Annotated in this window: 18 protein-coding genes and 1 other RNA gene; 3 read left to right on the top strand and 16 right to left on the bottom strand. The window is 46.0% G+C overall.

Translation table 11 applies throughout. The annotated features are described in order from the left end of the window. Positions 1-7: 7 nt before the first annotated feature. Entirely contained in the window at positions 8-436 is a 429-nt protein-coding gene (locus KO518_RS10680) for an acyl-CoA thioesterase (RefSeq protein WP_216025839.1), read from the bottom strand. 75 nt (positions 437-511) lie between these two features. Between KO518_RS10680 and KO518_RS10675 the strand changes: the two genes are divergently transcribed. Further along, a complete protein-coding gene (locus KO518_RS10675; protein WP_371742345.1) occupies positions 512-2,479 on the top strand; it encodes a GNAT family N-acetyltransferase in 1,968 nt (655 codons plus the stop codon). Positions 2,480-2,524: 45 nt separating this feature from the next. On the opposite strand, the gene KO518_RS10670 is transcribed toward KO518_RS10675, so the two are convergent. From KO518_RS10670 to KO518_RS10630, 9 genes are all read right to left on the bottom strand, one after another. After that, positions 2,525-3,817, bottom strand: a complete 1,293-nt coding sequence (locus tag KO518_RS10670) for a lipopolysaccharide assembly protein LapB (RefSeq protein WP_216025837.1) — start codon at positions 3,815-3,817, stop codon at positions 2,525-2,527. Between the two features lie 2 nt (positions 3,818-3,819). Continuing rightward, entirely contained in the window at positions 3,820-4,431 is a 612-nt protein-coding gene (locus KO518_RS10665; RefSeq protein ID WP_216025836.1) for an energy transducer TonB, read from the bottom strand. Between the two features lies 1 nt (position 4,432). Beyond that, positions 4,433-4,831, bottom strand: coding sequence for a biopolymer transporter ExbD (locus KO518_RS10660; protein ID WP_216025835.1), 399 nt, complete (start codon positions 4,829-4,831; stop codon positions 4,433-4,435). A gap of 11 nt (positions 4,832-4,842) precedes the next feature. Then, entirely contained in the window at positions 4,843-5,367 is a 525-nt protein-coding gene (locus KO518_RS10655) for a MotA/TolQ/ExbB proton channel family protein (RefSeq protein ID WP_216025834.1), read from the bottom strand. Between the two features lies 1 nt (position 5,368). After that, on the bottom strand, positions 5,369-6,727 hold the full coding sequence (locus KO518_RS10650; RefSeq protein ID WP_216025833.1) for a MotA/TolQ/ExbB proton channel family protein: 1,359 nt from the start codon (positions 6,725-6,727) through the stop codon (positions 5,369-5,371). 6 nt (positions 6,728-6,733) lie between these two features. Continuing rightward, on the bottom strand, positions 6,734-7,498 hold the full coding sequence (locus KO518_RS10645) for a DUF3450 domain-containing protein (RefSeq protein ID WP_216025832.1): 765 nt from the start codon (positions 7,496-7,498) through the stop codon (positions 6,734-6,736). A gap of 540 nt (positions 7,499-8,038) precedes the next feature. Further along, complete coding sequence (locus tag KO518_RS10640; protein ID WP_216025831.1) at positions 8,039-9,826, bottom strand: putative 2OG-Fe(II) oxygenase; 1,788 nt, start codon at positions 9,824-9,826, stop codon at positions 8,039-8,041. Positions 9,827-9,902: 76 nt separating this feature from the next. Continuing rightward, complete coding sequence (locus KO518_RS10635) at positions 9,903-12,821, bottom strand: TonB-dependent receptor domain-containing protein (RefSeq protein WP_216025830.1); 2,919 nt, start codon at positions 12,819-12,821, stop codon at positions 9,903-9,905. A gap of 336 nt (positions 12,822-13,157) precedes the next feature. Continuing rightward, a complete protein-coding gene (locus tag KO518_RS10630) occupies positions 13,158-14,285 on the bottom strand; it encodes a tryptophan 2,3-dioxygenase family protein (protein ID WP_216025829.1) in 1,128 nt (375 codons plus the stop codon). A gap of 156 nt (positions 14,286-14,441) precedes the next feature. Between KO518_RS10630 and KO518_RS10625 the strand changes: the two genes are divergently transcribed. Continuing rightward, a complete protein-coding gene (locus tag KO518_RS10625; protein ID WP_216025828.1) occupies positions 14,442-14,720 on the top strand; it encodes a late competence development ComFB family protein in 279 nt (92 codons plus the stop codon). A 9-nt stretch (positions 14,721-14,729) separates the two neighbouring features. Here KO518_RS10625 and ffs read toward each other — a convergent pair. After that, an RNA gene (gene ffs, locus KO518_RS10620) (signal recognition particle sRNA small type) lies at positions 14,730-14,826 on the bottom strand. A gap of 90 nt (positions 14,827-14,916) precedes the next feature. Beyond that, positions 14,917-15,972: a Glu/Leu/Phe/Val dehydrogenase dimerization domain-containing protein gene (locus tag KO518_RS10615; protein ID WP_216025827.1), complete on the bottom strand. Its 1,056-nt coding sequence runs from the start codon at positions 15,970-15,972 to the stop codon at positions 14,917-14,919. 190 nt (positions 15,973-16,162) lie between these two features. On the opposite strand from KO518_RS10615, the gene KO518_RS10610 reads away from it, so the two are divergent. Further along, positions 16,163-16,630: an Lrp/AsnC family transcriptional regulator gene (locus KO518_RS10610; RefSeq protein ID WP_216025826.1), complete on the top strand. Its 468-nt coding sequence runs from the start codon at positions 16,163-16,165 to the stop codon at positions 16,628-16,630. Positions 16,631-16,703: 73 nt separating this feature from the next. Here KO518_RS10610 and maiA read toward each other — a convergent pair whose 3' ends face one another. Genes maiA through hppD form a run of 4 tightly spaced genes read right to left on the bottom strand, consistent with a single transcriptional unit; the run spans position 16,704 to position 20,618 of the window. Then, complete coding sequence (gene maiA, locus KO518_RS10605; protein WP_216025825.1) at positions 16,704-17,360, bottom strand: maleylacetoacetate isomerase; 657 nt, start codon at positions 17,358-17,360, stop codon at positions 16,704-16,706. 18 nt (positions 17,361-17,378) lie between these two features. After that, a complete protein-coding gene (locus tag KO518_RS10600; RefSeq protein ID WP_216025824.1) occupies positions 17,379-18,389 on the bottom strand; it encodes a fumarylacetoacetate hydrolase family protein in 1,011 nt (336 codons plus the stop codon). Beyond that, positions 18,386-19,534, bottom strand: a complete 1,149-nt coding sequence (locus tag KO518_RS10595) for a homogentisate 1,2-dioxygenase (RefSeq protein WP_216025823.1) — start codon at positions 19,532-19,534, stop codon at positions 18,386-18,388. The genes KO518_RS10600 and KO518_RS10595 overlap by 4 nt, the downstream gene beginning before the upstream one ends. Then, the gene (gene hppD, locus KO518_RS10590; protein ID WP_216025822.1) at positions 19,527-20,618 is read right to left on the bottom strand and encodes a 4-hydroxyphenylpyruvate dioxygenase; all 1,092 of its coding nucleotides are present in this window, start codon (positions 20,616-20,618) and stop codon (positions 19,527-19,529) included. Before hppD ends, KO518_RS10595 begins: the two co-directional genes overlap by 8 nt. Positions 20,619-20,806: the final 188 nt, after the last annotated feature.

The raw sequence follows: 20,806 nt of genomic DNA, 5'->3' as shown, positions 1-20,806 counted from the left end.
TTTCGCGCTATTTCTGACTGTTGCTGATCAAATTCAAACTACGCAATTCTTCCTCTGTTTGCGCTTTTAGTGTTTCTAACGTTTTTCCGTGAGGTGTGGGTTTTCTGCTATCGGGATCTAATGTAACGAAAACAATATCGTCCGCCAGGCAAATGCTTTTCTTGGTTGCTTTATTTCGAACCAAACAGGTTACGGTAATCGAAGTCCGACCCACAGATTTCGTTTCCAAACCAAACTCTACAATATCCCCCTGCAACGCTGGCGACTCAAATGTAATTTCCCCAATATGTTTGGTTACCAGGCAGTTAGTTTCCAATTGGCAAATGGCAAAAATGGCTGCTTCCTCATCAATCCACTGCATCGCCCTGCCACCAAATAATGAATTGCCATAGTTCAAATCTCCAGGCATAACTAATCGTCGGGATAAAAACCGCATTCGAATTCCTCGTTAACTCAGGATAAAATCAGCGTAGTATTATACGTAACTTATGTAGGATTAGCTTTGACAACTGTGCCTGATTGGCTATTTTCTCCCCTTTCAGCGTCATTTTCAGCCTATCACAGGCAAATTCTGTTGGTAAGCGGCGAGAATGATTGGGTATTTAACGCGTTACAAGCGTTCATGGCGGAAAAACCACCATCAGCAACGGTAGCCTGGGTAGGGACAGAAGCATACGATGCAGCCCCGGACTGGCTGACGCAAATAAAACCACTTGCACAATATAAACAATTGCTGGGCAGTGAATTTGATTTCGTGATCTTAAATTGCCTTGATAGCTTTAGGCTTAATGCGATGGCAGCTATCGCAGGAACCATACACGCAGGGGGAACATTTATTCTACTCGTACCCCCAATTGCCTCCTGGCCTTCACATCCGAGCGTAATACAGCCTCATTTTCTCAGCCATGGCTGGTCTATTGAACAAAGTCATTACATTAGGTTTATGCTATCGACGCTCTTAAACTCTCCACATGTTGGGTTATTGACAGCGTCCCGTCATACGTTACCAGTGCCAACAAAAGCCAATGACGCTGACCGCCCCAATACTCAGTTCACTACCCCATGCCAACAACTGGCGTTTACACAGGTTGTTAAAGCCCAAGATGCGGGCACGCGTTGCATAGCTTTGCTGGCAAAACGAGGGCGGGGAAAGTCAACGACACTGGGTTTTTTAGCTGCGCATTTTGCCAATCGCGCAATGCGCATCGCTGTCACATCATCCAGCCGCGCCCAGACAACGAACTTGTTTGTCGCAGCTGGTCACTACCTCAATGACGATGCAACCGACATTGTTTGGTACGCACTAGACAATCCAAGTCTCGATAGCGCAGACATCGATGTACTCATTATCGACGAAGCAGCCAGCGTCCCAGTGCCTTTGCTTATTCGACTCATCAGCAAGCATCCGTTTGTTATTCTTGCTTCCACCACTGATGGTTATGAGGGCTCTGGCCAGGGTTTTCGAGAGAAAGTAATGACAAAGCAAGCCATTTTGGCATTTACACTAGAGACGCCTGTGCGTTGGCACAATCACGACCCACTGGAACACGTCATCGATTCCCTGCTATTTCAAAGCACTCCCCTTACGCCGCTTCCTAAAGACATTTTTAACACTAACACACAAATTAGCTATGCTATTACCCCCCTCGATAACACAACCGAGGAGCTGTATTCACAGATAATGGCATTGCTACGCCATGCTCACTACCAAACCACACCAGATGATATTGTGCGTTTCATTGATACTCCAAATAACAAAGTGTGTCTGGCATTCGCAAACAACACCCTTGTTGCCGCAGCCATTTTGGAATATGAAGGAGGGCCTGTACTGGGGGAGCTAAGCCATGATATAGCCAGTGGAAAACGGAGAGTAAAAGGGCACCTCACTGCGCAAGCGCTAGCTCTCATGACCGCGAACCCACAATTTGCAACCTTGTGCAGCCTTAGAATAAACAGAATAGCCGTACATCCGAACGCGCGAAGACAAGGTATAGGTCAAGGGCTGATCGCTCATACTCGACAATCATGTGCTATTGAAAAAACCGACCTTATTACCGTGTCATTTGGTGCCACCGATGAACTTAGGCGATTCTGGGAAAAGAGTGGTTTCACACGGCTAAAACAAGGAACCAAAATAGACAAATCATCAGGGCTAGCAAGTGATATCTATGCAATGGCAGTCTCACCTTTAGGTAAAGACACGTTGGGCATGTTATTTCAGACCACTTCTGTAAACACCCATTTAGCACGTATAAGGCAATTCTGCGAAGGAACAAGGGGAATCTCCCACCTCTATGATACCCCTTTGTGGCTCGTCGGTCGCATTTCCGATGAGCTTCTGTCAACGGTTCTCAATGGTTTGCTGGCAAAGCAAAATCTAACGGAGATATCTGAAAACGCTGGTTTTAGAAACAAAAAAGAAATGATTGGCTATACGAAAACATCACTTGAGGTTTTTATCACTGAAAACAAAGCATAAAAAAACCCCGCTCAGAGCGGGGTTTTCACTTATAGATCCATTGTGCTAAATCTTGATACCGCGATTTTTCGCCTTATCTTTAATATAAGGTTCCCACGCGATAGCGTTTCTTCGTAAAGACTTATCTTTCTTAGCGATCTGTACGTGCTCGAAAGCTTTTTTATAGTTGCCGAGATAAAAGTTCGCTTCCATTAAAGAAAAATGGATTTTAGCTTCATCCTCAACACCACGCTCCAATGCTTTGTTTAACGCAGTGATCGCGCCTCGGTAATCCTCGGCGACAAGTAGCAAGGTACCCTGCTTACGATAATACTCTGGGTCAGAATCGACTTGAGCTGCTTTGCCGTAAAACTTGGCTGCATCTTTGTAATCTTTCGCCTGGTGGAAAGAGTTTGCAACACTTGCATACATCTCAGCGTCTTTCTTCAACAAACCACTATTCAGATACTTTTCCAATACCTTTGCCGCTTTGTGCGGATTACCAGCATTCGCATACAAAGATGCGAGTTGCTTAATGTGGCTGTCTTTGTCTAAAAAGCCCGCCATATAAGCAATATCGAAGGTCTGTACAGCTTTGTCAAAACGCTCAACCAGCATGTAAAAACTTGCCAGTTGTATCCAGTAGGTGGCATTGTCAGGGAACAAATTAACCAGTTCCTCGGCAACCGAAACCGTTTGCGGAAACTTTTTGCTTTCATAGAAAGCAGATAATTTCAGCAAGTACGGGTTTTTGTCCGGCTTACCTGCCTGCTTGTTTAAAGCAATCGCTTTATCAGCAGTAGGAACTACCTCGTCAAATTTCTTCTGCTCGTACAAGGCCTGTGCTTTACGGGTATAAACCTGCGCATCTTCCTTACACGTGAAGTCCATCCACTTGTCATAATAGTTAACCGCTTCGGTATACTTTTGCTCCTGCATGCTTAAATCACCCAGTAATTTAAGCGTTTGCGAGTGCTCAGTATCATTCAAAACCTTTGGATTAACTGACTTTTCAAGGTAACCGAATGCTTCCATTCCCTTACCTTCCTGAGACGCAATCAGGTTGCCTACAAAGCGGTTCACATAGGCTTTATCGAAGTCATCACTGGGATCGACATCTTTCAGAATAGCAATTGCTTCGTCAACGCGATCTTCGTTATAAGCTTCAAAAGCCTGTTGTACTTTTTTACCGGTACGCTCGCCTACCAGCGTGGTTTTTCCCTTGACATAGCCAGGGCATACAACCGGGCCGGACGGAGCAGCAGACTTAGTCTGCGCAGCGGCCATCGGTGCTGCAACAACAGCACCAAAACCCATGACTAAAGCAACGGCGGACATTTTAAATGTACGTAGTTTCATAATCATTGCTCCAGTTTAAAGTCAAGTTGTACAAACATATCGGGTTGTTTAACTGCTTTACCGTCTACGATTTTAGGCTTGTATTTCCACTTGCTCAGTGCACGACGCGCTTCGCGGTCGAAAATACGCTTGGGATCAGCATCAATAACACTGATGTCTTCAACACCGCCCTGTTCGTTGATAGTAAATTGCAGTTTTACCCAACCTTCACGGCCATCACGAGCCGCATCAGGCGGATATTTAGGGTCGATACGAACGATTGGTGTAGCATCACCATCCCGCTGCATCGCACCTACGCCGCCGATATCAACACCTACGCCGCCTGTGTCTACATTTGGAATAGCCAAGCTAAATCCATCTGTGTCTGGCTCCGCAGCGTCTGGTTCAACAGGTTGAACCTTAGGCGGCTGCTGAGGGGGCGGAGGCGGTGGAGGCGGCTTACGATTACGGGTCTGCGTCTCGTCTTCCGGCTCCTGCATCACGATATCAATGATTGGCGCCTCTGGTACTTCGTCTGCAGGTCTGGCTGAGTTCTCAATGAGTTTAGCCATAACCACAAACAAACCAAATGCAACAGCTGCACCTAATATTATAGAAACGATTATCCTTACCATCTTAACCCCTTGCTGCAACCGAAATACGGTCAATGCCTGCAGCTTTAACCTGGTCCATAACCTTAACTACGATACCATGCTTGGCTTTGACGTCAGCCTGAATGAATACGTAATCAGTAGGCTGTTCTGTAAGCAATCTTTCTAAATTAGCCCTAACGGTGTCCACAGCGACTTCACGTTTATCTAACCATACACTGCCATCCTCAGTCACAGCGATGAATATGTTGGCATTCTTGTGAAGAAACGCTTGGCTCGCCTCAGGCTTATTAACTTCTATGCCTGCTTCTTTAACGAAAACAGTAGTAACAATGAAGAAGATAAGCATGATAAACACGATGTCCAACATCGGCGTCATGTCGATCGCTGCATCTTCCTCTTCAGTTCTGACTTTTCGAGCCATAATCGTTCTCTCTAGTGATGTGGCAGGCTATCAACTAAGCCTTCTTTTGCCATCTTCGCTTTGGCTTCGAGACGAGAACTGATGAATAGTCCTGATAACGCTGCAACCATACCCGCCATTGTCGGAATCGTTGCCATTGAAATACCAGATGCCATCAATCGGGCGTTGCTGGTGCCTTGCGTTGCCATTGTCTCGAATACGCTAATCATACCGGTCACTGTTCCCAGCAGACCAATTAGCGGACACATTGCCACTAATGTGCGAATAATTAGCATCCTAGCGTCTAAATCATCTGACGCTTGAGAAATCCATGCGTCACGGATTCTATGCGCATACCAAGAGGTAGTATCACTTCGAGCATCCCATTTAGCGATTATATCTTTCTTCACTTTTGGAAATACTGCAGTCATATACCAGTAGCGCTCAATCATAAGTACCCACATGAGAAAGAGCGCGGCAGCAACGAAGTATAAAACGTCACCGCCGGTAGCGATAAACTCCCTGACAGATTCCAATAATCCAATCAGGTAAATCATATTACGCCTTCTCCGCCTCAGAGTGAGCAGCAATGATACCCGCTGTCTGCTCGTCTAAGATATGAACGATAGATTTGCTGCGTGATGCAACGATGCTGTGTGTCAGAATCAGAGGCAATGCAGCGATGATACCCTGAGCTGTTGTTACCAACGCCATAGAGATACTTCCTGCCATCATACGCGGGTCGCCTGTACCAAACAGAGTAATTGTCTGGAACGTCGCGATCATACCAAGTACGGTACCCAACAGACCTAACAGCGGTGCGATAGCTGCAAAAATCTTGATGACGTTAATACCGCTTTCAATTGTCGGCAGTTCTTTAAGAATCGCTTCATCCAATTTCAGTTCAAGATTTTCTGCATCCGCATTTTTGTTGTCTCTGTAGACCATCAAAATACGGCCAAGCGGGTTGCTGGAAGAAGGATTGCCTGGGTTCTTAAGCTGAGACTTAATTTTAGTACCAGTAAGGAACAGTTGAATGAGCTTGAACAAACCAATTAACAGGCCAATTGCCAGCATACCAGTAATTGTGTAACCCACTACACCACCAGCGTGATAACGCTCAGACATAGTTGCTTTTTGCTTCAACAAACCAAGAATTGCCCCTTGTGAAGGGTCAGCATAGAAAGGTACGAAACCACTGGTCGCATCTTTCATGTCTTGCGCTGAAGATACCAAATAGCCATCGGGCTGACGACCTAGGGGCTGAACCACTTCGTTGTCTTGGTCATATGACAGGTAACCTTGATCACCGACCAGGTTAAAAGTACCTACACGAACAACTTCCTGCTCTGAAGAACCACCTTCGAGGTTAACAACTTCAGTGTTGAAACGAACCACTTTACCAGATTGTGTCATTTCAGTTTGCAGGGCGAACCACAAGTCTTCAAGTTCGTTGATGTTAGGCAAGCCACGAGACTCTTCTGACATCTCTGCCAGGAAGTCGTCGCGACCTGGGAACTGAGCACTAACGATAGAGGTTGAAATACGACCAAATGCTTCAGAAGACGCCTGACGTACCACACCAAACATTTCGCCCAGTGTACCTGTTGCCTGATCAAGCTCTGCAGCTTTTTCATTCAACGTGGTTTCGTTGTCAGAGAATTGCTGTGACAGACGGTCACCGCGGCTTTGTTCTGCTTTAAGTTCGGCTTGCGCCTTTCTCAATAGTGCTTGCTTATCCGCACGAGCAGACTGGAACTCAGCCTCGCGCTGCTGGTTAATCCGTGCTTCGGAAACACGATTCTGTTTCACCTGCTCGAGCAGATCTTCCAGGCTTGTTGCTTGCTGTGCTTGTGCACCAGAAGCGACCACTGCCAATGTCGCAGCGGCTACAAGTGATTTGAATAATGGTTTCATTAACGCTTACTCCGCTGCTTTAATTGGTAACTTGAGCAATTCAGGTGGAATGGTACCCTGCGCCATCTTCACTGCATCAACAGTAGAGGCGAGGTATTCGTCACCCAACTCTTCCCATGCACGGGCGTCATTGTTCCATACCCAAGCGTGAGCCTGGTCAAGAGACAGCGCTAATAAAGCAGTACGACCAAGGTTGAAGAAATCTACAGATACTTCAGTACCACCGTTGTCGATGGTGCCCTGGTAAGAAGACATCTTCGTGCCGTATTCCACTTCTACCAAATAGGCTTCGATAACCTGACGGAACTGCTCAGAAACCGTTACGTTTGAGTTAGCCATCAAATCCCGTAGGCGCTGAACGCGTTCACGACGCTCTTCAAGGTGGATTGGCGTATCCAGCTCGATAAAGCTCTCCAGACTGTCAATCATGCGGAACATCAACGGGACAATACCCTGTTTTGTTGCTTCTATACTGTCAATTTGACGCTGAAGTGAATCGATACCACGCTGCTGGTCTGCAACCAAGCTGGCAATGTAATCGTTGTAGATTTTCAGATTCTCTGTTTGATCCACAACCTGACGGTATTCAACAAGTAGTTCTTGAGACTGTTCGAACAGCGTGTTGATTTTTTCTTGAGATTTCGCTGCAGCAGCCTGAATCTTCGCATCTTCTTTTTGAAGATCGGATAGCTCCACTGCAGAGACAGCTGCACTACCTGCAAGTGCGAATGCACCGATCACAGTAGAAGCAATAAGAGTTCTCTTGCTCATCTTGGACATAGTTCCCAACCAAATTTCTTATTTGAATCCTCGCACGCAACACAAACGTCGCTGCCAGGGGCGTAAAAACTTTTATCAATGTTTTTAAAGGAAGGTAGTGATTGTCGCTAAAACGCCAACACTACGAATTGCTAATACTCACACGGATTCATGGAATGAGTCAAGTAACACAGTCTTAACACCGCAACACTTTTTATCCGAACGATTACGCAATAACCAATATTGAAGTGGTCATACCAAATGTTTTGCCTTAAAACCGTGTTATTCTCCGTTAAAAGTCGACAAAATTCGCTAATATTGCGACAAATAGATGTTCAAAGTTTTTTTTCGCGATGAAATTTTATCTAAAGCCAATCGATTAATGTCATGCACCAGGGCTACATTGGTTAATAAAAAATATATGAAATATTGTATTTATCTCAGTTTTGTAACATTTTTATCTCAAGAACTATGTTTTTGCTCATTTTTGTTGATGCTAATCGTGTCGCAATTTTTGCACACCCCGGCGCGAATATTCTTTTTTCGTTTTTATTATTGACCGTATTCACCCACGTCAAATGCAACTGTCATCCTCTGTGTCTTTTCCCTAAATGGAATCGTCCCATGCCACACGAACGAACGAAATAATACACAATGCAACAAAGCAGGCTCTACAAATACATCAGGCGACATATTTTCTTCCTCGTAACGAAATGGTTGCCCCAATGCCAGCCACCCTTCCCGCTTAGTTTTGTCAGCAGCGACCCGCGGAAGTGCGAGATAGACTACACCAGAAATCCGCCCATGTGAGTGAATATGGTTGTGATGATAGCCCTCCCCGTCCAATCTTACTGACCACGATCCTTTGTAATGTGGACAACCCGAGCCGTCTGTTAATCGATCGCGATCCAAACCTTGTGTTTCCATAAACTGCAGTACGACGTTGTCGATGGCCGCTTTGAGGGTTTTGATCAACGGGTTCTCAGAAGTCAATAAATGTCCCCGCGTTTGCGTTCCATTTTCGAGAGTCTGATTAATGGGTTGTTCTATAGCACTGTGAAGCGATGCTAAGTGAGCAGTTAATGCCGATAAATACGAGGCTTTCTCTGCGGCATTCCAATGAGGGAAAATATCGTATTTCCCTGTATATTTATCAATGGGATAGCCATCCTGCCCGGCAGATTTTTTCACCGCGTGCCAGTAAGCCTTAGCAAGTTGATTGTCTGGCTCCCGGTCTAATACCTTCTCCACCGCATTTTCCGCGGCCTTTAACTCACCTGCTTCAATTGCTGAGATACAGGTTTCTATTAGTACCTCGTTTGAATTGTCTTTTTCGACTATTTGACGCAAGGCACAATAGGACTCGGTAAAGAGTCCAAGGCCTCTTAACGCCTTGGCGTAAAGCAACTGGCCGGAAATCTGATTTTTAACTTCCGGTGCTTCATTTAAACTGGTAATCGCCTTGTCGTATGCCTTTGCATTTAACAGCACATTAATATAAGCACAGCGCTTTGGCGGGGAACGCAAAACGTCGTCTTTCTCAAAATGTGTTAAGTAACGCTGCTTTTCCCCCATCTCCCATAAAATAAGACTGAGATTCACGTAAGCATCAATATAATCGGGGTTTAATCTTATCGCTTTTTCGTAATGCTCCGCTGCTTCACTTAGTGCGCCGATATCCGAATAAGCGTTGGCCAGGTTTTGATGTACCGCAAAGTGTTCAGTCGTGCTAAGTATGCGCCTAAGTAGTGTAATAGCTTCACTTGCCTTTCCATTCAGGCGAAGTAATACCGCATGCTCATGGGCTATAGATACATTGGTGGAAATCAACCGCATTAAAGCGGAACTTTCCTCTAGTGCCCTATCCAACCACCCCCGCTGTCTGTAATAAAATACTTTGAGTTTCAAAAAATTGATGTCGTTTTTTGCCGCATAGTTGCCATATTGTTGTAGCGAAGCCTGGGCTTTTTCCCAATCTGCCTTTTGAATGGCCAACTTGATGTATCGGTTTAACATACCAAGGTTGTCTGGCTGCGCAGACAACAATACCGCCAGTTGAGACATTTCTGCTGGTACGTCACCTCTGTGCTGAAACAACATTGCCTTTAACTGAATGGGCCAGATAGCTGATGGGAAAAGCCGTTCTGCCGCTCTCAGCGCAGTTTCTGCATTGTTCCACTGATTTGTTCGAATATAGCTCTGAATAAGCCACTGATGTGCTTCTGAACTAAGAGGGGAAGCGCTTAAAATACGCTTACAAAGCGGAATGACCTGGTTAAATTCTTTACGGTTAAAATACCTTGCGGTTTGTTGCAATTCTTGTTGTAGCAAAGCTGACATCCTCTCTCTTCGTCTCTCCCTATAGATAACAAAAAACCGGCGCAAGCGCCGGTTTTTTTAACTGAGATTAATCAGATTAGAAGCTAACAGTTACATTAGTGAACAAGTAACGACCCAATGTGTCGTAGAAACCTGCTACAGTGTTAGCGTTAGTTGCTAAGGAGCTGCCTACCATTGGTGGCTCTTTATCCAGAATGTTGTTAACACCCATAGATACTTGTACGTGCTCGTTAACTACATAGCTGCCGGAAATGTCGAAGAAAGAGTATGATGCAATTTCACCAGTCTTCTCTTCACCATCAGAACCTTGCGCTACAATATCAACGCCACCGTAGTATCTCCAACGACCGATAAGGTTCCAGTCGCCCATTCTGTAGTTAGCAGATACCGTGTGACGCCAGTCAGGCTGAGCGAAACAGTCTGTAGATACTTTACCGGAACAGTCGTAATCCAGAGAAGAGTCAGACAGTAAAGGCTTGTAAGTCTTCTCTAAGTTCAATGAACCAATCATCTTCAGACCCAGCGTACCTTCGCCGATGTCCATTGAATAGTTGGCATCAACGTCAAGACCACGCCATGTACGTCCACCGATGTTATCAGACAGGTTGATAACATACGCGTCCTGGCTTAACCACAGTGAACCTGATGGGCTACGAACGATGTTGTCACAGAATTGACCTGTAGTACCACACACGTTAAGGATACGCTCAGCACCGACAGTGCCGATAACTTTCTCCATGTCTACAATCCAGTAGTCAAGTGAGAAGTTGAAACCTTCAACAGGTGAAGCAACCAAACCTAACGTGTAAGTATCGGCTTCTTCTGGGTCAAGATTCGGGTTACCACCAGAGAACTGGTTGTATTGATCAGCTGGGTTTGCGCCAATGTTGCCGTACTGTGCAGATGTAACGCCAGTCAGAGCACACTGAGCTTCAGTCAATGTAGGTGTATCACTTGCACAAGGTTCTGTACCCTGCCACAGACCTACACTTTGCGCGGCAAACAATTCAGCCACGTTTGGCGCACGGATTGCACGGTTGTAGCTTCCGCGAATCATGTAGTTTTCTGTGATTTCCCAGTTGATACCCAACTTATACGCATTTGCACGACCAGACGTGGTGTAGTCAGACAAACGAATACCTAAGTCAAAGCTCAGCATATCAACGCCTTCAACGCCTTCTAACACAGGCACGCTAGCTTCAGCGAATACTTCGTTTACGTCGAAGCTACCAACCAAACTAGGCGTTGGGCCACCTTGACCGACCAAGGTACCTTCCTGATAAACGGTATCAGACAAACGCTCGAAGTCTGTTTCACGACGTTCGAAACCTACCGATACTGCGATTGGGGTTTCTGCAGAAGGCAATGCATAGTCAAGCTCACCAGAGACATAACCTTGGAATACCTGTAAAGAGGTATTACCTGTTAATATTGCAGTACCTGAAAGTTGTGCAGCCATTTCAGAAGTTACACCACCTGGCGTAAACACTTGGTAGTACAAACAGTCACCTGAACATTCCTCGGCGTCAATATCACCCACACGTGGTGCGATCAGAGGCAGGTTCAAGTCGTTTACGTATGCAGACGAGGAAGAAGTAGATGCGTACATGTAGCTAATGTCATAGCTCCACGTGTCATTCAGATAGCCGTCAACCCCTGTTACAATGCGGAAAGAGTTGTTTTCCAGGTTGTCAGCACGAGGACCACCTTCTACGTTACGCTTACCAATGTATGCGCCGTAACCTAACAGCGCACCGTCGTTGTCGTCACTTGGATCAACTGCTGGGAACAGAGCTGCAAGTTCAGCCAACTGAGAATCGCTCAACACTGGGCTGCTTTCAGCACTCAACCAATATTCTGCACCGTAGAAAGTACCAGATTCCGCAATCTGACCTGCAGTACGGTTATGCATAAACGACGTTTCTACATAAACTCGAGCGTTGTCACTTACTTCATACTCGGCAAAAGCACCAATAGAGAAGCGCTCATTCGGACGCATGAAGTGGTTAACAGGCGCGTAGTTATAGTTGTTCGTACCATATTCTGAGAAGGTACCATCTGGATTTAGCGTTAACCACTCTTCCTGACCATAGTCAATGATGTCATCAGAACGCGACAAAATACCGTCGCCGTTTCCATCATACAGTGGGTAGAAGAAAGTGTTAGGCGAAATCGCAGTAGAAGAGCCACCACACGCTGTTGCAGACGTATTCAGTGCACATGAGCTGTAATCGCGCTCACCCTGCAGCATTTCATCATTACGACGCCAAACTGCGTATACTGTAGCGTGGCCTTTACCACCGTCAAAATCACCACCTGCGGTGATGCTCAGGTTGTAGTCTTTACCGCCAATACCATTGCTGCCATTTGGATAGTCGTAGCCACGCTCGTCCATCAGGCTTTGAATGTAATCGTTGTCGTTGTTGTGTTGATAACCACCTGCACCCGCCTGAATTTCCAGACCAGTGAAATCATTATCCATTACGAAGTTGACAACACCCGCAACCGCATCTGCACCGTATGCGGTAGAAGCACCACCAGTCAGCACATCAACGCGCTTGATAAGCGCTGTAGGGATTTGGTTAACGTCAGGTGCCTGGCTGTATACACCGCCTGGCTGCAGACGACGGCCATTTACCAACACCAACGTACGGTTAGCACCCAGACCACGAAGGTCAAGGGTTGCAGTACCGGTCGCGCCGTTTGCGTTAAAAGAAGTTTCTGCCGCTTCGATTTGTGGCAACGTGTTCATCACGTCTTCGATACGGGTGAAGCCCGTTGAACGGATAACTTGTGCATCGATAGCCAGAACCGGACTGGATGTCTCGATGTCTGAACGCTTGATACGAGAACCTGTAATTTCGATTTTCTCTACTTTATCAGCAGAGTCGTCTTCTTGCGCGAGTACTGAGAAAGGAGTGGTCAGTGCTGCTGTAGCTGCACCAAAGGCACAGGCCAGCTTAACTGACTTGGCCAGTCTTGAATTTTCAAACATGTATTGTCTCCCTGGACCACTAATTGAATAGTGTGTGTTATTTAAATCGTTTGGAACCGACTTATTATTAAAAGGTATAACACCTCGTGAATGATAATAACCACAGAGTGACAATACGGTCAACTGCCTTTACAGGGGTGAGTTCTAAAAGTTCAATATTTTTTTTAATTTTTACATTATTAGGAAATCACTCACCCAAACCAGCTAAAAAATCGCCTATATGAAAAACGCAACACCCAAAAACCCCATTGCACGAAACTTTCATCTCAAAAGAACCCGCTTTTTATGACAAATTTCGTCGATTTTTTAAAAAAAGCCCGACTGCATCCTTCTAAGTCAGGTCGCCAGTTGGGAGTTTGTCGTATTTGACCCCGTATGACCAATATAAAACCCACAGTACTTTTTAATGGCTTCCGGTAAGGGCGGCAAGCTGTCTTTGGGCAGCAGAAAACTGGCCATATTAAAAAAATCCAAAAATATTCTGTTGGACTCCGTGGTTTTCTTTAAATACTGATGTCCTGACGATCCGCCCGTCCCGATTTTAGTCCCCAACATGCGCTGTACCATCATGGCGTGGCGATATCGCCAAAGCGTAAGCTTTTCATCCATATCGATGAGGGTGGTAATAACCTGAAAAGGTAAGTTGAATATAGGTTCTTCTGCGTATTGTTTGATAAAAAGCGCTGCCAGGATACCATCGTGAGACAGTCTGAATTTCCCTTCGCTTCTCATTTCCTCGTACTCCACTTTATTGAAAAGTGCGTGAAAATTATCCCAGTTGTTTTGCCATTCCTTTAGCTCTCCCCTGCGCTCACTGTCAGAAAGTGCTGTATTATTTACAATGATTTGCTTGTCTGCTTCGAGGAGCTGTTCTGCTGTGTGCTGATAGTGTTGCCAAAACACAAATTCGTCTTTTTTTAATAAAGGCAAACGAGAAAGCCACTTGTCGACCAGTTCAAACAAGCTTTGTTTTTGTTCCAGATCTTCGAGGTAAGCCCGATCTTCGTCGTTAAGCCGCTTGTAAAAGCTCTGCTTGTCAAAATCAATGCGGTACTCACGCTTTAAGCCAAGTGATATTTCCAATTGTTTAAACTGAATACTCTGGAAACCTGACGCGGGCACCAGATAATCGCGAAACGCCAGAAAATCCTGAGGAGTCATTGTTTCCATCACTGAGATTTGGTCGTTCATCAGATCCTGTATGTGCACCATTCGCTGCAACCGGTGAACCACCGTAATGAGTTGATTGTCCTTGACGGTATCAGCAGAGAAAATGTCAATAACCGAACTGAGTTCGTGAAGCAGTTGCCTGAACCAGAGCTCGTATACTTGGTGAACAATAATAAAAAGGGTCTCATCGTGCGCCCCTGCACCGTATTTTTCACTTTGTAATGATTGCGCACTGAGAATTTTATCCAGTTGCAAATAGTCACCATAATAAACGGGCGTAATATTTTTCTTCATTTTGTTTCCTGACCACGCGGTTTAATACAAAATATTAACATCAGAAACTCGACATCTACAGCAAACACGCTATAACAATGAAAGTGTCCACGGACGCAGTAATTTACACAGCGCAATGCTGAGGTACCGCAACCATGCCAGTAATAAGGAGACAAGATGAAATTAGACGACGACATTCATAATTATTATGAGCACCTCGTCCTGGAGCGTATCGAAAAACTCGGACTGAATAAAAGCAAATCGCCGGATTATTTGGCAGATTTGTGTTGTCTTTCACTCAACCAGGTACCACCCCGTTACATTCGGTACGAAGTGGATATGGCCTTTTATCTGCCACAAAGCGAACGCCAGCAAATGGAAATGAACGTCGAGCACGCCGTGGACAAGGCCATACGTTTTTTAGATCAAGCCGGTGATAAAAAAGAGAAAGATTGATTGGGTGGCAGGCCCCAGCCACATCCCGGCACATGAGTCGTCTGCTGCGGCTGCTCCCTTCCAGGCCTGACCGGGTTCACAGAGTATCATTGCGAGAGGACCAGGGCCCACCATTGAACTTTGCGTCACACTTTTTATGTCGCCGCAGGTACAGCAACGAAAGCGCGGCGCATTATGACGATTTGAAGACTAAGTTTCAACCCTTGTTTTGAAATCGTTCTTCGGCAATCGCATTGGCAACGCGATTCGTAGCGCAGGATTCACTACTGGCTCTTGTGTAGATTTCACACAGCGTTGTACCTATCTGCTCAATATGCTTGCGCAATGCGGTATTCGAAGAGACCATTTTCTGATGGAATATATCAATAACGCCGCCGGCGTTTATCACATAATCGGGCGCGTATAATATTCCCCGTTGTCGAAGTACTTCTCCCATTTCTTCTCTAGCCAATTGATTGTTTGCGGCTCCGGCAATAACTTTGGCTTTAATTTGTGGAATAGTTTCATCGTTGATTGATGCTCCCAGAGCACAAGGCGCGATAACATCAACGTCCAACGAGTAAATCGCCTCTGGTGAAACCGCCGTCGCGCCAAAATCAGCGACTGCCCGATTAACACCATCAGGGAAAATATCAGTGACATACAGCTCTGCCCCGCTGTCGTATAAATGCTTTGCCAGCCTGTATCCAACATGTCCCACTCCCTGAATAGCGACGCGAATACCTTTTAGATCTGTGTTAAGCGCATATTTCACTGACGCTTGTAGCCCCACGAACACACCATAAGCCGTAGACGGAGCAGGGTTGCCATCGGGCACCTCGCTATTGTAATGATACTGAGCATCTACGCCAGCGATGTACTGGGATTGCTTCGCCATGGCACGCAAGTCATCCACCGAAATACCTGAATCTTCAGCGGTGTAATAGGTGCCGGCAAAAGACTCTACAAAACGTCCCATAGCTTGCATGAAATCATCCGTTTTATGTTTGCGCGGATCGCCGATGATCACAGACTTTCCGCCACCGAGTTTCAAGTTCGCCATTGCTGATTTGTACGTCATGCCCTTTGACAGCCGGAGCACATCGGTCAGGGCTTCCTGGCTGCTAATATACGGCCACATACGGCAGCCACCTAACGCAGGTCCCAGGTTGGTATTGTGTACAGCTATAATTGCTTTCAGCCCGGTAGGCTTGTCGTGATAGTAGGCTACGTGTTCGTGGCCATCAAACTCAGGATGTTCGAATACTGACATGGACTCTTCTTCATTTTAGCCAAATTTACGCTATATTATCTGACATGAAAGAGGACATATTTTGCATTGTTTGCCACGGAATTTTACAAGCCGCAATGACGTTGATCGCAAGTACTATAGACTAGGATATATATCCTAGTATTATGGGAGCCTTATAATAATTATCATACACCTAACGAGACGTTCATAAATGAAACTAGATAAATTTGACCGCGAGATATTAAGGGTTCTGCAACAGGATGCCACAGTGTCAATGGCAGATCTGAGCCAGAAAGTCGGTTTGTCGCACACGCCTTGCTGGCGCCGGGTTAAACGCATGGAGTCAGAAGGTATAATTTTACGTAAAGTTACCCTGCTCAACAGTAAAAAACTCAATCTCGGCGTGTCAGTATTTATATTTGTCACCCTGAAAAACCACGATGGTGACTCACTCACCGATTTTGAGAATGCAGTACAGTCAATTAACGAAATTGTTGAATGCCATACCACCAGCGGCGAAAAAGACTATTTGTTGAAAGTTGTTGTAGAAAGCATTGAAGAATACGAATATTTGTTAAAAACCAAACTGACTCACCTTCCGCTGGTAGACCACCTGAGCTCGACATTTGCTTTAAAACAAGTCAAAAACACAACGGAACTACCTATCAAGAGCCAATAATTTGCTACGGTAACTGCCCCCCGACAAGCTCTTGACACCAACTGAGTGCAGAGCTTGTCAACACCAATTCAAACTATTCGGGGCAATCCGGCTGATTCTCCGGGCGAGCATCCACAAAAGCTTGTATCTGCTGACAGTGATCATAAATCCTCATTACCAAAGGATAAGCTGACATATCCAGTCCAAAGCGCTTGGCAATGTATACTTGTGGCACTAAACACACATCTGCCAGTGTAACGTCGAAATCAAAACAAAATTTGCCAGCCTGGGTTTGCAGACGCTGTTCAATAGCCGTAAAGCCTTTTTCAGACCACTTGCGAACCCAACTTGCCACCATTTCGTCATCCGCACCGAAGGTTTCCCGAAGCTCATTGAGAACACGTAAGTTTCCCAAGGGCTGCATTTCCATGGCGATATCATAGGCCAGGCCTCTCACCCTTGCCCGCTCAAGGCTGTGCTGAGGCAGAAGACGATAGGGTTCAGGGTGCTTTTCATCCAAATACTCGATAATACTGAGTGACTGATTCAGTACAAAATCTTCATCATCATCGACTAATGCAGGTACAAGTTGTGCCGGGTTCAAGCGCTTGAATGTAGCGTGGGTTTGTTCTCCACCCTCTTTTACCAAGTGAACAGGAACATATTCATAGCTGAGCCCTTTCAAATTCATTGCTATCCGCACGCGGTACGTGGCCGATGAACGCCAGTAGCCATATAACTTTAAACGCATACTCAACTCCTCAGATTATCAGTTTAAAGGCTTCACCTGTTGATCGATGGCACCGAAAATACTATGACCTTGTTCGTCAAACATTTCCATACGAATTTTATCACCGAATTGCATAAAGGGGGTGTAAGGCTTGCCGTCGCGGATAGTCTCAATCATACGAATTTCAGCAATACATGAATACCCCACGCCGCCAGCTTTCACATCTGCGCCGAAGTCTGTACCCTGTTTATTTGATACTGTGCCTGAGCCAATAATGGTTCCAGCCCCTAAATTTCGTGATTTAGCCGCGTGGGCAATGAGCTGCGCAAAATTAAAGGTCATGTCAGTGCCAGCGTGGGGTTTGCCGAATAACGTTCCGTTATATACCGAATGAAGCGGTAAATTCACCTTACAGTGAGCCCATGCGGACCCAAGTTCATCCGGTGTTACTGCCACAGGAGAAAAGCTGGTTGCAGGTTTTGACTGAAAAAAACCAAAACCTTTTGCCAGCTCACCGGGGATTAGGCCGCGCAGGGAAACATCGTTCACCAGCATGATCAGACGAATTCTCTTTGCTGCGGTAACTTCAGAGCATCCCATGGGCACATCATCGGTGACTACGGCAACTTCCCCCTCAAAGTCAATTCCCCATTCTTCGGCGGGCAGTATGATATCGTCATGGGGTCCAATAAAATCATCTGATCCACCCTGGTACATCAAAGGGTCGGTCCAAAAACTATCCGGCATTTCGGCGCCTCTTGCCCGCCGCACTAATTCCACGTGATTCACGTAAGCACTGCCATCAGCCCACTGGTATGCTCGAGGTAAAGGTGCTTCACAGCGAGTTTGTTTAAAAGGATCACCCTGTAGCATACCTTCGTTGAGCAATTCATATCTGTGTTTTAATGGCTCACAAACTGCTTGCCAGTTATCCAGTGCATACTGCAACGTTGGCGCAATATCCGCAACCGCTATTGTTTGAGTTAAGTCACGGGATACCAGCATCAATACACCGTCTCGACTTCCATTTTTGTAAGTGGCAAATTTCATTCGTTGTTCTCCTCATCGCGGTTACACCAGCTGTACACATACCCGGGATCCTCTACACTGCTCCCCGCATCTGTTACTTCCAGTGCATCTCTGGTATCCAACATAACAGCTACTTCATCGGTGAATGCTTTTTGATGTGTCATACCAGCTTTGAGCGCCTTAGGGTGAGGGCCATGGGTGAATCCCGCAGGGTGAAACGTCACCATGCCCCGTTCAATGTTGTCGCGACTAAAGAAATCTCCCTCGTGATAAAACAGCACTTCGTCGTAATCGTCGTTATTGTGGTAGAAGGGTACTTTCAATGCGCCAGGATCACTCTCTATTGGGCGGGGCACGAAAGTACATATGACAAACCTGGGAGCCACAAAGGTGGTGTGTGCTGATGGCGGCAAGTGATAGCGATGACTCATTAGCGGCCTAATATCACGCCAGTTGAGTTTAACTACGCACACTTCACCGTGCCAGCCTATGGCATCTAAGGGATTAAACGGATACGTGACTACCGACAGCTTGTTGTGTCGCTTAATGATCACTTGCCATTTTTCTTCGTCCTGCTGAGCGATAAATGCCGCATTAATTTGCGGCGTTTGTAACACCGCCGGGTCAAAGATAGCCTGCGCCCCCACAATGCCTTTTTCGGGGAGTTGATAGGCCTCATTCGTTGCCTCAATCATCAATATGGTCATGGGTGAATCGGGTACTAGGCGCCACATGGTAGAACGAGGAAGCAGAACATAGTCCCCTTTTCCTACTACCAGATGACCATAATCGCAAAAAAGCTCACCGCCACCGTCGTGTATAAATAGTAAATCATCACCGTCAGCGTTGCGGGCGAGGGATAACATGGGCTCACAGCATCGCCATAACCGATATTGGCAATGGGCATTCTTTAAAATTATCGGCGCTTGAAACGGATTTGCAGTAGCTGTACCGCCCAACTGATTAAGATCGAATGCGCGAGGGCGTAACTCGCCCTCCCACGCAATCCAACTGGTGGGAGGATGCTTGTGATGTAAGTGTGTTGCCGGCCCAAAAAAGCCGCTGCGACCAATTTCCCGCTCGTACACACCTTCAGGCGGAAAATCGGCGTGGGCTTGTTTAGAATGTGTTCCCTGCGCTGCTGGGAAGCGAATCCAGTTACGCATTGTGATCTTCTTGAATCACACCGCGACGGATTTGATCAAGCTCGATTGACTCAAACAGGGCTTTAAAATTTCCTTCGCCAAAGCCTTCATTACCCTTGCGTTGAATGATTTCAAAAAACACCGGCCCAATCACTGTATCGGTGAATATTTGCAATAAAATACCGTCTTTCATCGGTGCGCCATCAATGAGAATGTTAAGAGCTTTCAAGCGGCTGAGATCTTCTCCATGGCCGCTAACTCTGCTATCGACGGCTTCGTAGTATGTATCCGGCGTCTCCATAAAACGCATCCCTCGCGCTCTTAAATCTGCCACCGTCTGGTAAATATTATCTGTTGAAAGGGCAATATGCTGAATACCTTCACCATTGTACTCGCGAATAAACTCTTCAATCTGTGATTTGTCATCCGAAGATTCGTTGATAGGGATGCGAATTTTGCCGCATGGAGAAGTCATCGCTTTGCTAACCAGTCCAGTGAGCTTACCTTCAATGTCAAAATATCGAATTTCCCGAAAGTTACCAATATTCTCATAGAAATTAGCCCAGACCGACATGTTTCCGCGCTTCACATTGTGCGTAAGGTGGTCGACGAAGCGCAAACCGGCATTGGCTTTTTCCATGTGAATTTGCCAATCGTCGTAGAAGGCAAAATCCACGTCGTAAATACTGTCGTTGCCATAGCGATCAACAAAATAAAGGGTGCTTTCCCCGATTCCGTAAACGGCAGGAATATTGAGCTCCATGGGGCCCAGATTACCTTTGAACTGCCTGGCGCCATTTGCAACAGCGTGGTGAAGAGCAATACCCGCATCTTTTACTCGAAAAGCCATTCCACAAACACTGGGCCCCCGCAATTTTGCGAACTCCTCAGCCTGAGAGGCCGGCTCTGCATTTATAATGAAGTTGATATCACCTTGCCGGTACAACCATACCTGCTTCGAGCGATGCCGCGCTATTTCGGCAAAGCCGAGCGACACAAAGAGTGCTTTGAGATCACCAATACCCCTCTCATCTGCGGCCGTGTATTCCACAAATTCAAAACCATCACACCCTAATGGGTTGTAAGAATAGTCAATATCACTCATTTTCTTATCACTTTATTTACAAAATGTTTACTCAATAAACATCAAAAGCGCAAAAAGAGAAAGAGGACGTTTAACTTTACCAACACTGCTTTTACGGCGAAAATCCGTAACGTTACGTTGACACAAAGCCGAAAGTATTTTTCGCTCGATAAACACTCAGCTACTGTCGAAGAAAAAATCCGCGACCA

The organism is Aestuariibacter sp. A3R04 (assembly GCF_018860805.1).
Classification (GTDB): Bacteria; Pseudomonadota; Gammaproteobacteria; order Enterobacterales; family Alteromonadaceae; genus Alteromonas.
This window is presented reverse-complemented; position numbering and strand designations above follow the sequence as displayed.

Bases quoted from the DNA above. Each gene is read 5' to 3' on its own strand.
- KO518_RS10680 (WP_216025839.1), bottom strand. From the start codon at position 436: ATGCGGTTTTTATCCCGACGATTAGTTATGCCTGGAGATTTGAACTAT.
- KO518_RS10670 (WP_216025837.1), bottom strand. From the start codon at position 3,817: ATGAAACTACGTACATTTAAAATGTCCGCCGTTGCTTTAGTCATGGGT.
- KO518_RS10665 (WP_216025836.1), bottom strand. From the start codon at position 4,431: ATGGTAAGGATAATCGTTTCTATAATATTAGGTGCAGCTGTTGCATTT.
- KO518_RS10660 (WP_216025835.1), bottom strand. From the start codon at position 4,831: ATGGCTCGAAAAGTCAGAACTGAAGAGGAAGATGCAGCGATCGACATG.
- KO518_RS10655 (WP_216025834.1), bottom strand. From the start codon at position 5,367: ATGATTTACCTGATTGGATTATTGGAATCTGTCAGGGAGTTTATCGCT.
- KO518_RS10650 (WP_216025833.1), bottom strand. From the start codon at position 6,727: ATGAAACCATTATTCAAATCACTTGTAGCCGCTGCGACATTGGCAGTG.
- KO518_RS10645 (WP_216025832.1), bottom strand. From the start codon at position 7,498: ATGAGCAAGAGAACTCTTATTGCTTCTACTGTGATCGGTGCATTCGCA.
- KO518_RS10640 (WP_216025831.1), bottom strand. From the start codon at position 9,826: ATGTCAGCTTTGCTACAACAAGAATTGCAACAAACCGCAAGGTATTTT.
- KO518_RS10635 (WP_216025830.1), bottom strand. From the start codon at position 12,821: ATGTTTGAAAATTCAAGACTGGCCAAGTCAGTTAAGCTGGCCTGTGCC.
- KO518_RS10630 (WP_216025829.1), bottom strand. From the start codon at position 14,285: ATGAAGAAAAATATTACGCCCGTTTATTATGGTGACTATTTGCAACTG.
- KO518_RS10625 (WP_216025828.1), top strand. From the start codon at position 14,442: ATGAAATTAGACGACGACATTCATAATTATTATGAGCACCTCGTCCTG.
- KO518_RS10615 (WP_216025827.1), bottom strand. From the start codon at position 15,972: ATGTCAGTATTCGAACATCCTGAGTTTGATGGCCACGAACACGTAGCC.
- KO518_RS10610 (WP_216025826.1), top strand. From the start codon at position 16,163: ATGAAACTAGATAAATTTGACCGCGAGATATTAAGGGTTCTGCAACAG.
- maiA (WP_216025825.1), bottom strand. From the start codon at position 17,360: ATGCGTTTAAAGTTATATGGCTACTGGCGTTCATCGGCCACGTACCGC.
- KO518_RS10600 (WP_216025824.1), bottom strand. From the start codon at position 18,389: ATGAAATTTGCCACTTACAAAAATGGAAGTCGAGACGGTGTATTGATG.
- KO518_RS10595 (WP_216025823.1), bottom strand. From the start codon at position 19,534: ATGCGTAACTGGATTCGCTTCCCAGCAGCGCAGGGAACACATTCTAAA.
- hppD (WP_216025822.1), bottom strand. From the start codon at position 20,618: ATGAGTGATATTGACTATTCTTACAACCCATTAGGGTGTGATGGTTTT.